Source organism: Pseudomonas sp. B424 (assembly GCF_055408345.1).
The window spans coordinates 262,301-276,019 of sequence record NZ_JBUZTL010000004.1; the positions used below are offsets into that span (position 1 = coordinate 262,301).

The following is a 13,719-nucleotide window of genomic DNA, read 5'->3' on the forward strand; positions in this document are numbered from 1 at the left end:
TTAGCCGTGCTCTGCCGCAATAGCATCCCAACCGCTTTTCACCGTGATCAGCAGGCGCGCCACTTCATCGATGATTTCCGGGTCGTTCTTGGCATTGGCCAGGGTCAGGCGCACGGTCATGTATTCGTACAGGCTGTCCAGCTGCTGCAAGGCCGCCTTGTCGTCGGTCTTGTCCTCATCCAGGCCCTGACGCAGGCCGGTGATGATATCGATGGCCTTGGTGATCAACATCGCCTTCTGCGGGATATCCCCACGGCTCATCGCGCCTTTGGCCTGGGCCATGCGATCCAGACCGCCTTCCATCAGCATTTGAATCAAGCGATGGGGGCTGGCTTCGGAAATTTGAGCGTGGGAATTAACCTTCTGATACTGACGAAGGGCGCGCATCGGGTTCATGTTTCTACCTCATTACGGTGTCAGGCAAAAATGACTGGTTCTTGATTTTTATATCGACCGAGCTGCCGGAAGCTTTAGCGGTGAGGCCGGGCAAAATCAGTTGGATTTAGGGTTATTCAAAGAATTGAGCGTGGTCATGATGCTGGAACTGCTGGCGTTGATTTTGGCGATCAAACCGTCCATGGCCGTGTATTTGGCTGTCAGAGTGGTTTTCATCGACTCCATGCGCCGGTCCAGATCCGCTTGCTGAGTTGTCAAAGTGGTCAGTTTGGTATTCAGGTCAGTGGCGCGAGCCGCCAACAGCCCACTGCTGCCGACATAACTCTCGGTGGCCTTGGTCATGCGGGTTATCAGGCCGGTATCGCCGGTAAACACCTTGGCAATCTCGATCGCACCATTGGGCGTTGCAACCGCTGCTTTCCACTTGGTGTCATCCAGGGTCAGCAGCCCGGTTTTCTGGTCGGTACTGATGCCCATCTGGGACAGGTTGCCAACACTCGACGTGCCCGAATTTTGCAGCAACTCGCCGCGCAAACCGTTAACCAGCTGACGCATCGACGCGTCACCCGTCAGGGCGCCAGCAGTGGTGGTTGCCGCATCACCGGTGGCAGTGACCTTAGTCTGGGTATTGATGCTGGTCAGCAGTGCGTTGTAGGCCGTGACAAACGACTGTACGGAGGTTTTCAGGGTGTCGGTGTTGGAGGCCACTGTGATGGTGGACGCCTTGGTATCGAGCAACTCAAGGGTCACGCCACTGATGGCCGAAGTGATCTTGTTGCTCGACGACTCCATGGCGATGTCATCGATGGTGTACTCGGCATTCATCGGCGGCTTACCGGCGTCATACCCGGTGGCCAGCTCCGAATCACCGCTGACGGTGATATCGGTGCCCTTGCCCGTGGTCTGCGAGCCGATCACCAGCCGCGAGCCATTGGCATCGGTCAAAACGTTGGCGCTGATGCCCTTGGACTGCAGCTGCGTGTTGATCGCGTCCCGGGTCTGCTGCATGGTCGCGCCAGCCGGGATCTTGACGTCATAACTGTCACCGGACTGCGAGATGGTCAGGGTCTGATCTTGCTCGCTGGCGTTAACCGACGCCGATGCGCCCCCTTCAAACACCTTGCTGGTGATTTTTGATGCGGTCGCCAACTGAGTGACGTTCAGCGCGTACTTGCCGCTGGACGCCTTGTCATCGATGGTGACTTTAGAAATTTTTTCGTCATTGGACGAAGCGGTCAAACCGTTGAAGCTGGAAACGCTGTTGAGCTTGGCAATGGCCGTGCGATAGGTTTCGAGCGAAGCTTTTACCGTGCCCACAGCGGACAGCTGAATCGTGGTGTCTTTTTGTTGCGCAGTAATCTGGCTTTGCTTGGGCGCTTTTTCAGCATCCACCAAGGCTTTCACAATCCCGATGGTGTCAAAACCCGAGCCGACACCGGTAATCGTTGAACTGGCCATCTGTATTCTCCTTGTACGGTGGCTATCGCTTTATTGACGAAGCAAGTGCCAAGGCTGCAGGCAGCTTCACATTTCGTGCCACCTTCAAGTACCAAACGCTGAAAAAACAAAAGGGCACGTAAACGCGCCCTTTTGTTCTCAACCAAACGCTGAAATTACTGAAGCAATTTCATCACAGCGGAAGGCAGCTGGTTAGCCTGGGACAGGATCGCGGTGGAAGCCTGTTGCAGGGTTTGTTGCTTGGTCAGCTCGGCAGCTTCGGAAGCGAAGTCAGTGTCCTGAACGCGACCCAGTGCAGCGGTGGAGTTCTCGGAAATGCTCTGCAGGTTGGCCACGGTGCTGGTGAAACGGTTTTGTACGGCACCCAAGGCGGAACGTTGGGTGTCGATCTGCTGGATCGCGTCAGACAGGGCCTGGACGGTACGCTGGGAGTCAGCGGCGGTCAGGACGCTCAGGTCGGAGACGGTGGTTTCTACGGTGGTGGCTTTGGTGGTATCAGTTTTGCCAGTTGCTGGTTTCAGGCCCAATGCATCCAGACCAGTACCTGCAGCGCCATCTTTGACAGTAATGTCCTTGTTAGAGAACAACTTCAAAGTGCCATCAGCATTTTTGCTGGCAGTTACACCGGTGCTGGCGCTGTTGATCGAGGATACGATGGTGTCCGCTGTATCGCCCTTCTTGAACTTGACTTCAACGCCGTTCAGTTCGATCGATGTATCTTTTGTCAACTTAGCTTGAGAAGTACCTGCCGACAGACCCAATTGGTCAAGGGAGCCGCCTAATGTGTTAGACAACTTGATATCTTTGCCATCACTCGAAGTCAGTGTTACTCGCCCATCTTTCAAGGTCGCCGTAGCGGTTGCGCCAGCTTCAGCTTGAATACTGGTCAAAACGTCAGCGATTTTATCATCCGCCTTCCATGTAACAGCTTTACCATTAACCAAAATACCACCGGCAGCAGTCACGGAATCAGCAGCCTTCGTACCTGCAGTCAGCTTAAGGTTGGCCAAACCATCGGTACCACCACCAGTTGTAACACCAGCTTCTAGCTTGATTGCGCCCTTCGACGACAGAGACAAAACACCGTTTGTATCGGCAGATGCAGTAACACCAGTAGACGCAGTTTGTGCATTAATTGCATCTACAGCATCCTTTGCAGCAACAGCACCAGCTGCTGCTACACCCAATGAAATTTCTACATCATTGATCTTGAACTTGTCGGTACCTGCAGTAGCTCCAGCAGCCGCAGTACCCACCAACCTAGCGCCAATTCCTGAAGCATCCGCTCCGACTGTAGTCGCGCTCAAACCAGCCAACGCAGTACTGCTGGTAGTCGCTTCGCTGTAAGAACCTTTCAAACCGGTAGCACTGATATCGTTCATACCAAACGAAATGGTCTGGTTCGCATCAGCACCCACCTGGAACGCCTGGTTCTGGAACGAACCGTCCAGGATGTTACGACCACCGTAGGTAGTGGTTTGTGCGATACGGGTCAGTTCACCGGTTTTCGCAGTAAATTCTTGTTGCAGGGACGCACGGTCGGCGTCGCTTTTATCACCGTTCGCGGACTGCAGGGCCAGTTCACGCAAACGTTGCAGAATGTTGGTCGATTCTTGCATTGCGCCTTCAGCGGTCTGCGCGATCGAGGAGCCGTTGTTGGCGTTGGCGATGGCAACGGTCATGCCTTTGGTCTGAGAGGTCAGACGGTTGGCGATCTGCATGCCGGCAGCGTCGTCTTTGGCGCTGTTGATTTTCAGGCCGGAAGACAGACGGGTCATCGAGGTGCTCAACGAGTCGCCGGCTTTGTTCAGGTTCTTCTGAACGGTCTGGGACGTGACGTTAGTGTTTACTGATAAAGCCATGACGAAATCCTCATTGGATGAATACTGCGGCTTCCGGCCCTGGCAACCGCCGGGTGTGGCCTAGAGAACCTTCGTAATAGTTATCGTCGTGAATGCTGGTTGCTTGAGGGGTTTTTTGTTTTTTTTTACTGGCAGGGGGCCATCCCTTGTATTTCAGGGGGTTAGCGGGGGATGACCTGCCGGGTATCCCTCAGTGTGGGAGCGGGCTTGCTCGCGATTCAGGCGGCTCGGTAGTCCAGGGGAACCGGGGTGATGCCTTCGCGAGCAAGCCCGCTCCCACGGATTCAATCAGCCCTGTCAGAAAGCAAAACGCCCATGGCTTTTTAGGCCACGGGCGTTTTGTGTGTCGGCTTGAAGCTTACGGGCGATAGATGATCGCCGAGCCCCACGACAGGCCAACGCCGAAGCCGCTCAGGGCTACGCGTTTCCAGGTGGATTCCATCGCGTGCTTTTCCAGCAGCAGCGGAATGCTCGATGACACGGTGTTGCCGGTCTCGACCATGTCCTTGATGAACTTCTCGGGCTCGCCTTCAAAACGGCGGGCCACGGCGTCGACAATGGCCGCACTGCCCTGGTGGATGCAGAAGGCGTCGATGTCCTGGGAGGTCAGTTCGGACTCTTCCAGCAGTTCGTTCAAGTGCGCAGGCACTTTGAGCAAAGCGAAGTTGAACACCTGGCGGCCGTTCATGAAGAACACGCCATCGCTGACTTTCAGGTGCGGGGCGCCGGAGCCGTCGGTGCCGAATTTGGCCTTGCCCAGCTGCCAGGTCGCGTCTTCACCCATCCAGGTGGCGGTCGCGGCATCGCCGAAGAGCATGGTGGTGTTGCGGTCTTCCGGGTCGACGATTTTCGAATACGGGTCGGCGGTGATCAGCAGGCCGTTTTTCAGGCCCGTGGCTTCCATAAAGCCTTTCATCGCGTAGATGCCGTAGACATAACCCGAGCAACCCAGGGAAATATCAAAGGCGGCGACGTGGGTCGGCAGGCCGAGCTTGTCCTGGACGATGGCGGCCGTGTGCGGCAGGCCTTCAGCATCGCCGTTCTGGGTGACGACGATCAGCGCGTCGATGGATTCGCGCTTGAGCTGCGGATTGTTGGCGAACAGCGCGTTGACGGCTTCGACACACAGATCCGAGGTTTCCTGGTCAGCATCTTTACGCGGCAGAAAGGCCGAACCGATCTTGCCCAGAATGAAGTCTTCGTCCTTGGAGAACTTCGCGCCCTGGGCATAGTTGTCTATACCGCCCGCCGGCACGTAACTGGCGATGCTTTTAATGCCAATCATTGTGGCTTCCCAATACTAAATAGCTGGAGATCACCCGCTCGCACAATCGAGGGGTGCTGACAATAAAAGGGCTTTATCGCGCAGGAATGCGGCGAATGTGGGTGCTTGAAAATATACAAAACAGCCTGAAAAAGGCCCGGCACCCGCCCGTACGTTTCACACGATACAGTGAAGATGCGCGTTATGACTCACAGGTCACGCTATTTTGTGAGGTTTTATACAAAAGGTTTCAGGCAAGACGCAGATTGTGTGGGAGCGGGCTTGCTCGCGATACAGGCGACGCGACGCGCCTGTATCACCGCGTTGATGCCTTCGCGAGCAAGCCCGCTCCCACACAGAAGCGTCAGCGCAGCTGTTTAAAGCTGGTTAAACAGGCTCAGCTGGGAGATTTTGACGAACGCCAGTTGCGAGGCTTCGAGCATGGCTTTCTGGAACGCCAGTTCGATAGAGGCCCCGGCCATGTCGGTGTTGCCAATGGCCGCCGTGGTGGAGTCGTTGGCCAGGCCCAGGCTGATGTTTTCGTCGGCCTGGATATCCACGGCCTTCAAGCGCGCACCAATCGAGCCCCGGGCGCCATCAACCCCGGCACTGGCGTTTTTCAGGTTGCCGATGGCAGCGTTGATCGCGTCCTTTTGCGTCTGCTGGGCCAGCGGGTCTTTATCGCTGGGAATCACCAGCGCCTTGCGCAGCTGGCTGATAGTGTCCAGTGCGTTCTGGCTCTGGTGGTTGTTGCTGTTGACCACGAACTGGTCACCCGCATCCGGCGTGCCGGAAAACTTGAAGTCAATGCCGAGCGCGCCGCCAGCCACATTGCCCTGGGCTATCGACTTGCTGTCGGCGGTCAGCGGCTGGGCATACACCTCGTACTCGGTGGCACTGGTGAACTTGATCACTGCGCCATTGCTCGGGAAGCTGTCGGCGTAGGCCTTGGGATCGGTGACCTTCGAGTCGGTGAGCTGCGCCGTTGAGCTGTTGCCCGGCGTGCGCGAGGCATTGAAGGTATCCGCCCTGGCTTCCAGGGTAAAGGTGCGCCCCTCCACTGCCGCGTCCAGGTCCGCCGCCGGAATGTCCTTGAGATTGGGCGTGATGTCGAACGACACACCGTACAGGCTGATGCTCTGCGAGCCATCCTTGGTCGGGTCGAACACGCCGTTGCCCGCCACTTGCGAGGTCAGGTTGTTGCCGTCACGGTCGGTCACGGTGTATTGGGTGCTGCTGCTGAATTTCAGCGTGTACGGCTGGCCCTCGGCAAAGCTCTTGTTGAACACCGGGCTTGAAGTCACCAGCCCAGCAGATACCGAGAGCTTGCCATCATTGACCGATGGCACACCATTGGCGTCCAGCTCCGGGACGAAGGTCGCCTGGGTGCGCCCGGTATTGACCGAGTTCTCCATAAAGCTTTTGGCCGTGTCGCTGCTGGCCAGGGTCAGGGTGTCCGAAACCTTCAGGTTGAGCTGGGTGTCGTCGCCCTGATAGCTGTAGGTGCCGTCGTTGTTGCGGGTATAGGGCGGCGTGTCGGTCCGGGAGCCCGAGAACATGTAGTTGCCCGAGGCGTCCTTGCTGTTGAGCAGGCTGAACACCTGGTCTTCGATGCTGCCCAGTTCGTTGGCAATGGCCAGGCGATCCGCATCGCTTTTGCCACTGCCAGCTCCCAGGGTCAGCTCACTGGCCTTTTGCAAGGCCGTGTTGATGCTGTCGAGCACCGACTCCTGGCTACCCAGCGACGCCTTGATGCTGTTCATGTTGGTGTTGTACTGGCCCAGCATGTCTTTTTGCTGCTGCAGTTGCAGCAGGCGGGCCGCGCCCACCGGATCATCCGCGGCGGTCTGGATGCGCACGCCGGAGTCGATCTGGCCCTGGGTCTTGATCACCGACGAGAAGTTGTTCTGGTAGGTGGCACTGGTCGATTCAAAAAACTGCGAGGTAGAAATACGCATCGTCGCGGGCTCCCTTAAAGACTGTTGATCAGCGTGCTGAAGGTTGCTTGCGCCGCTTTGATGATCTGCGACGAGGCGGTGTAGTACTGCTGAAACTTGACCAGGTTGGACGCTTCTTCGTCCAGGTTGACCTGGGACACCGAGTTGCGCACTTCCTTGGCGTAGGACAGTGCCGCGCCGTTGGCCGTGGCGTCGACCGAGGCCTGGCTGGCCTTGCCACCCACCTTGGACACCAGCTGGCTGTAGGAGGTGCCCATGCTCACCCCGCCGTTGCCGTTCTTGTCCGTGCCCACGGTAGCTTTGGTCTGCAGGCCCAGCAGTTCGTTGGCGTTGCGGTTATCGGCCTTGCCGTCCTTGTTGAACTTGATATCGAAGCTGTCGCCCTTGCCCGGCGAACCGCTGATCACCGTGTCAAAACCGACGTTGGAGGTGGTGCCGTCCGCGTTGGTGACGGGCACATTGATCGTGACCTTGTTGTCCTGCCCCGGCACGATGCTGCCTTTGCCGATTTCTTTGCCCGCTTCGTTCAGCACCCGATACACCTGGGTGCCGTCGGTGCCGGCTTCGTCAAAGGCAATGCGTACCGGCATCGCGCCTTCAATATCACTTTGCGACTTGCCCAGACCGACGCCGCCGTAAATATCCAGCACCGAGGACAGGCTCAGGCCGCCCACTGCGCCCGTACCGCTGTTGGAACCGCCCGCCCCCGCCACCAAAGGCCCGGCAAACGCCAACTTATTGGCATCGCTCATTTGCACGCCGATAGCGCTGGCGCCGTTGCGGGTGGGGCTGACCTTGAAGCTGTCGCCCGCAGCGACCGCGCCGCCCTGGGGGAGCTGGAGGGTAAAACCGTCGATTTCCTGCTTGTCGCCGAGCTTGAACGGCCCCTTGGCATCCTGGCCGTCAGAACGCTGGACCGTGTATTCGGTGGCGCTGGTAAACGTCACCTTGTAGTCGTAGGTCGTCAGCTGGCTGCTGTCGCTGATGCTCACGTTCAGGTTGCTGGAGCCGGCACTGTTGCCCGTCGCCGCCAGGCTGCGCTGAGTGATGGCCTTTTCGCTATTGATGTTGTTGAACAGCGACGAGCCAAACTCGCCATTGGCGTCCAGGCCTTGGCCCAGCTGCTTGTTGATCGCATCGGCGACCACAATCGCGGTGCGCCCCAGTTCATTCATCGCAGGTGCCAGCACATCGTCGCGATAGCGCAGCAGGCCGCCGATTTTGCCGCCGCTGATCACCGAGGTCACCTCGGACTTGGACTGCGCGTAGTTGATCTGAACGCTGTACTGGCTTTTATCGACCTGGCCCGGCTCCACCGAGAGGGTGTTGGACATATTGCCCTGCACCAGCGCCTGGCCGGTGCCCAGGGTAATGTCATACACGTTGTCATGTTCCTGAACCGTCACCCCCACCAGCTCATTGAGGGTGCGCACCGCTTCGTTGCGCGCATCCAGCAGGTTGTTCGGGGTGTTGCCGGCAGTCGTCGCCTGGGCAATCTGCTTGTTCAGCGAGGCAATGGTGGCCGAGTGCTGGTTGACCATCGAGGTCAAGGTCTCCAGCTGGCTGTTGATGCCTTCGTTCTGCTGGTTGAGCTGGGACGAAATAGAGTTGAAACGGTTGCTCAGGGTTTGCGCATTGGTCAGCAGCAACTGGCGCGCCGACATGTCACCTGGGGCGCTGGCGGCGGTCTGCAAGGATGAGAAAAAGCTGCTGAGGGCGGCCGAGACGCCGGTGTTTTTATCCGACAGCAGTTTGTCGACCGAGCCGATCTGATCCAGGTACGCCTGGGCATCGCCATTGAGCGAGGTGGTGGTTTGCAACTGGGCGTCGAGGTAGGCGTTGTAGACGCGGCGCACGTCGGCCAGGGTGGTGCCGGTGCCGATAAACACCCCGCCCACCTGTTGCGAGGCGCCACTGCCCTGGACGATTTGCTGACGCGAATAGCCCGAGGTATTGGCGTTGGCAATGTTGTTGCCCACGGTGGCCAATGCGCCCTGACTGGCGTTAAGCCCCGACATCCCGATGTTGATCAAACTCGCCATGATTCAAACCTTATAAATTCGTGAGAGAACCCGTCGAGGCGTAGCTCTGGTAGGTTTTCATTTGCTTGGCTATCTGCGAAATCTTGCTCGCGTACTCAGGGTCGGTCGCGTAACCGGCCTTCTGCAATTCGCGTACAAACTGCTCCGGTTTATCGGCCGCATTGAGCACTTCTTTATAACGATTGTTGCTCTGCAACAGCGTCACCAGATCGTGGAAGCTGTCTTGATAGGAATCGTAGGAGCGGAAGTCCGCCGTTTCCTTGACCATCTGCCCGCCCTTGAACTCGCTGGTGATGGCCCGCGCCTGGGCGCCCTGCCAACTGCCGGTGGCCTTGATGCCGAACAGGTTGTGGCTGCTGCTGCCGTCCTGCTGGCGCATCACCGATTTGCCCCAGCCGGTTTCCAGTGCGGCTTGCGCCACCAGATACAGCGGATCGACGCCAATGCGGTCGGCCGCCTGCTGCGCCATCGGCAGCATGGTGGCGACGAAGGCATCCGGCGATTCGAAGGCTTGCTTGGCCGGTGCCAGCGGTGGTTGCGCCACGGCCCGGCCATAAATCTGCATCCGCCCTTGCGCACCCGACGCGCTGAGCATCGGCTGGCGACCGCCCTTGAGCACCGCATCCAACCCCGGCGACGTACGCCCCGGCACTGCACCGATGTTGAGGGTTGAGCGCGCCGGGTCGGCTGACGGAACAATCCCGGCCAGCAAGCGGTCGGTCAGCTTGGTCGGCAACGCCAGACGCCGCTGGTTGAGCATGGCCATGTCATTTTTGTGCCCGCCCTCTGCCGCGCTCGGCGCGATGGCGACCCGCGAGGCCCACAACTGACGCTGGCCACTGGAGCGGACAAAGGGGCTGTCGACCGGGGTGGCGGCCGCCGGGGCTTTGGCTTCGGCAGTCAGCGCGGTGGTGGCCGCAGCCTCCCCCGGCACTGCGGATTTGTTTTTCGACATCTGACGCATCAACACGTCCGCCAGGCCGATGCCGCCGCCCTGCCGGGACAGGGTCACCGACAGCTGCTGGTCGTACATTTCCTGATACTGCTTGGCCGCCGGGGTGTTGAGCGGGTTGTCCTTGCCCAGTACTTCGTTGGCCGAACGCATGGACTTGAGCATTTCGTTGAGGAACAGCGACTCGAATTCCTGCGCAACCTTGCGCATGTTGCCTTCGCTTTCACGGTCGCCAACCTTCAGGTTGTTCAGCCGATTAAGGTCGGTGAACGCCCCGGAATCGCTGCCACTGACCACACCGCTCTTACGCATATCCATGACGTCGGCCTCAGATCACGATCAAGTCGGCTTGCAGCGCGCCGGCCTGTTTCAGGGCTTCGAGAATCGCCATCAAGTCGCTGGGCGCAGCCCCCACCTGATTCACCGCACGCACGATTTCGTCCAGCGTGGTGCCCGGGCCGAACTTGAACATCGGCTTGGCTTCTTGCTGGGCATTGATCTGCGAGCGCGGTACCACGGCGGTCTGGCCGTTGGACAGCGGGCCCGGCTGGCTGACGATCGGGTCTTCGGTGATGGTCACGGTCAGGCTGCCGTGGGTCACGGCCGCAGGCGATACCTTGACGTTCTGGCCGATCACGATGGTGCCGGTGCGCGAGTTGATGATGACCTTGGCCACCGCCTGCCCGGGGTCGACCTCGAGGTTTTCCAGGATCGACAGGTAGTCGACCCGCTGGCTCGGGTCCAGCGGCGCGGTGACGCGGATCGAGCCGCCATCAATGGCCTGTGCAACGCCCGGGCCCAGGTAGTCGTTGATCTTGTCCACCACGCGCTTGGCGGTGGTGAAGTCCGAACGATTGAGGTTCAGGGTCAGGCTGTTGCCCTGGTTGAAACCGCTGGGCACTGAACGCTCAACCGACGCGCCGCCAGGGATACGCCCGGCCGACGGTACGTTGACGGTGATTTTGGAACCGTCACGGCCTTCGGCGTCGAACCCGCCCACCAGCAGGTTGCCCTGGGCGATGGCGTACACATTGCCGTCTATGCCCTTGAGGGGTGTGAGCAACAGCGTACCGCCACGCAGGCTTTTGGAGTTGCCGATGGAGGACACGGTAATGTCCACCACCTGCCCCGGCTTGGCAAACGCCGGCAAGTCGGCACTGATGGACACCGCCGCGACGTTCTTGAGCTGCACATTGCCCGAACCCGGCGGCACCTTGATGCCGAACTGCGACAGCATGTTGTTGAAGGTTTGCAGGGTGAACGGGGTTTGCGTGGTCTGGTCGCCCGTGCCGTTAAGCCCGACCACCAGGCCATACCCGATCAATTGGTTGGAACGCACGCCAGAAATGCTGGCGATGTCTTTCAGCCGCTCGGCGTGGGCGCCCAGGGAGGCCGACAACAGCAACACGGCTGCCAGCAAATGCTTGAGGTTGGGCATGTGGGCCATCACTAAAAAGGAAACAGCGGGCTAAGGAAGAAGCGGTCAAACCAGCCCGGCTGACTGGCATCGGCAAAGGAGCCCGTCCCGGAGTAGGTGATGCGCGCATCGGCCACACGGGTCGAGGACACGGTGTTGTCGGTGGAGATGTCGTCCGCGCGCACCAGGCCGGCAATGCGTACCAGTTCGTCGCCGGTGTTGAGGGTCATCCACTTCTCGCCGCGCACGGCGATGATGCCGTTGGGCAGCACGTCGGCCACGGTCACGGTGATCGAGCCGGTGAGGCTGTTGCCCTGCCCCGCCTTGCTGTCGCCCTTGGTGGCACGGTTGCCGCTGTAACCGGCATTGAGGCTCAGGTCACCACTGCCCAGCGGGTTGTTGGTGGTCAGGCCGCTGCCGAACAACGAGGTCAGGCCGATGCTGGTGTTGCTGTTTTTACCGATGGCCGAGTTGGCGTTTTTGCTCGCCTGGGTCTTCTCGTTCAGGGTAATGGTAATGATGTCGCCAATGCGGAACGCCTTGCGGTCGCTGTACAGGTTCTGCTCAAAGCCGGCCTGGTAAATCGAGCCGTTGTTGGCCGCTGCCGGCAGCGGCGTGCGCGGCAGGACAGGGGCGTAGTACGGATCGTTCTGGCGCGGTGGCGGGCTGACACAGCCCGCCAGGAATGCAATGCCGCCCAGGGCCAGAACAGAAAACAAGCGTTTCATGAGCTCTCCTACGCGATTACAGATTTTGCGTTACGAACGACAACATTTGGTCAGCGGTGGAGATCACTTTGGAGTTCATCTCGTAGGCGCGCTGGGTGGTGATCATGTTGACCATTTCTTCCACAGTGCTGACGTTCGACGTCTCGAGCATGCTTTGCATGGTCAGACCAAAGCCGTTCAGGCCGGGGGTACCGATTTGCGGCGCGCCGCTGGACGCGGTCTCAAGGAACAGGTTGCCGCCCTGGGACTGCAAGCCCGCCGGGTTGATGAAGTCGGCGGTCTGCACGTTGCCGATCACCTGGGCTGCCGGGTTGCCGGAAATCGTCACCGACACGGTGCCGTCCTGGCCCACGGTGAAGGTCTGGGCATCGGCGGGCACCACAATCGCCGGTTCCAGGGCAAAGCCGTTGGCGGTGACGATCTGGCCGTTGGAGTCCAGGTGGAAGGTACCGTCGCGGCTGTAGGCCGTGGTCCCGTCGGGCTGCATGATCTGGAAGAAACCACGGCCATTGATGGCCATGTCCAACGGCTGGTCGGTGGTTTGCAGGCTACCGGCGGCGAAGTTCTTTTGCGTGCCGACGATGCGCACCCCGGTCCCCACTTGCAGGCCTGACGGCAGCTCGCTGTCCTGGGTCGACTGGGCGCCTGGCTGGCGTTTGATCTGGTAGAGCAAGTCCTGAAACTCGGCGCGATCACGTTTGAAACCGGTGGTCGACACGTTGGCCAGGTTGTTGGAAATGGTCGTCAGGTTGGTGTCTTGTGCAGCCAGACCTGTTTTTGCAACCCAAAGTGCCGGAAGCATGGTGCTCTCCTCGCGCGCCGGTTTTTCGGCGCTACGTTCAAGTAATTAGCTGATGGACAAGACCCGAGTCATGGCCTGGTCGTCTTCTTTGGCGGTGTTCATCATTTTGATGTGCAGCTCGAACTGCTTGGACAGGGCCAGCACCGAGGTCATCTCATCGACGGCATTGACGTTGCTCGCCTCCAGAAACCCCGAGACCACCTGCACGTTGGCATCGGCCTGTGCCGGCTGACCATCGTTGGTGTGGATCAGGCCGTCCAGGCCCTTGCTCATGGTTTTCAGGTCCGGCTGGACCAGCTTGATGCGGTCCACTTGCGCCATCACCCGCGGGCCTTCGCCCTGGGCACGGATGCTGATGGTGCCGTCCTGGCCGACTTCGATTTGCTGCTGGGGCGGCACCGCAATCGGCCCGCCATTGCCCATGATCGGCATGCCGTTGCCAGCTCGCAGAATGCCCAGGGCATCCACGTTCATGCTCGCGGTACGCACATAGGCTTCGCTGCCGTCGGGCGCCTGCACGGCCAGCCAGCCATCGCCGGACACGGCCACATCCAGATCGCGCCCGGTTTCAACCATGGCACCGGGAGTGAAATCGGTCGCCGGGCGTTCGGTCAGGGCAAAGGCGCGCGCCGGAAAGCTGTCGCCAAACACCGGCATCGAGCGGGCCTGTTCCAGGTCACGCTGAAAACCGTTGGTCGAGATGTTCGCCAAATTGTTGGCATGGGCCTTTTGCGCCAGTGCGTTCTGACTGGCGCCGGTCATTGCCACATAAAGGTACTTGTCCACAGTCTTTCCTCTGTCTGACGGACGCTTGCCGCCCACCGCTGTACTGCGGTGACT

Annotated in this window: 11 protein-coding genes; all 11 read right to left on the reverse strand. The window is 59.5% G+C overall.

Features of this window, described 5'->3' with window-relative positions:
- Nucleotides 1-396 (reverse strand): flagellar export chaperone FliS, encoded by a 396-nt coding sequence (gene fliS, locus ACZRMS_RS08000; protein WP_463994864.1) that lies wholly within the window; start codon nucleotides 394-396, stop codon nucleotides 1-3.
- A gap of 96 nt (nucleotides 397-492) precedes the next feature.
- Nucleotides 493-1,854 carry a flagellar filament capping protein FliD gene (fliD, locus tag ACZRMS_RS08005; protein WP_463994865.1) on the reverse strand — a complete coding sequence of 454 codons (1,362 nt, stop codon included), beginning with the start codon at nucleotides 1,852-1,854 and terminating at the stop codon, nucleotides 493-495.
- A 155-nt stretch (nucleotides 1,855-2,009) separates the two neighbouring features.
- The gene (locus ACZRMS_RS08010) at nucleotides 2,010-3,716 is read right to left on the reverse strand and encodes a flagellin N-terminal helical domain-containing protein (RefSeq protein WP_463994866.1); all 1,707 of its coding nucleotides are present in this window, start codon (nucleotides 3,714-3,716) and stop codon (nucleotides 2,010-2,012) included.
- 358 nt (nucleotides 3,717-4,074) lie between these two features.
- Nucleotides 4,075-5,001 (reverse strand): ketoacyl-ACP synthase III, encoded by a 927-nt coding sequence (locus tag ACZRMS_RS08015; protein ID WP_463994867.1) that lies wholly within the window; start codon nucleotides 4,999-5,001, stop codon nucleotides 4,075-4,077.
- Between the two features lie 356 nt (nucleotides 5,002-5,357).
- Nucleotides 5,358-6,938, reverse strand: coding sequence for a flagellar hook-associated protein 3 (locus ACZRMS_RS08020; RefSeq protein WP_463994868.1), 1,581 nt, complete (start codon nucleotides 6,936-6,938; stop codon nucleotides 5,358-5,360).
- A 14-nt stretch (nucleotides 6,939-6,952) separates the two neighbouring features.
- Nucleotides 6,953-8,980, reverse strand: coding sequence for a flagellar hook-associated protein FlgK (gene flgK / locus ACZRMS_RS08025; RefSeq protein WP_463994869.1), 2,028 nt, complete (start codon nucleotides 8,978-8,980; stop codon nucleotides 6,953-6,955).
- Nucleotides 8,981-8,990: 10 nt separating this feature from the next.
- Nucleotides 8,991-10,250 carry a flagellar assembly peptidoglycan hydrolase FlgJ gene (gene flgJ / locus ACZRMS_RS08030; protein ID WP_463994870.1) on the reverse strand — a complete coding sequence of 420 codons (1,260 nt, stop codon included), beginning with the start codon at nucleotides 10,248-10,250 and terminating at the stop codon, nucleotides 8,991-8,993.
- A 10-nt stretch (nucleotides 10,251-10,260) separates the two neighbouring features.
- Nucleotides 10,261-11,370, reverse strand: a complete 1,110-nt coding sequence (locus tag ACZRMS_RS08035; RefSeq protein ID WP_463994871.1) for a flagellar basal body P-ring protein FlgI — start codon at nucleotides 11,368-11,370, stop codon at nucleotides 10,261-10,263.
- 11 nt (nucleotides 11,371-11,381) lie between these two features.
- Nucleotides 11,382-12,077, reverse strand: coding sequence for a flagellar basal body L-ring protein FlgH (gene flgH, locus ACZRMS_RS08040; RefSeq protein WP_463994872.1), 696 nt, complete (start codon nucleotides 12,075-12,077; stop codon nucleotides 11,382-11,384).
- 16 nt (nucleotides 12,078-12,093) lie between these two features.
- Nucleotides 12,094-12,879, reverse strand: a complete 786-nt coding sequence (gene flgG / locus ACZRMS_RS08045; RefSeq protein ID WP_048360740.1) for a flagellar basal-body rod protein FlgG — start codon at nucleotides 12,877-12,879, stop codon at nucleotides 12,094-12,096.
- A 45-nt stretch (nucleotides 12,880-12,924) separates the two neighbouring features.
- Entirely contained in the window at nucleotides 12,925-13,665 is a 741-nt protein-coding gene (locus ACZRMS_RS08050; RefSeq protein WP_463994873.1) for a flagellar basal body rod protein FlgF, read from the reverse strand.
- Nucleotides 13,666-13,719 lie beyond the last annotated feature (54 nt).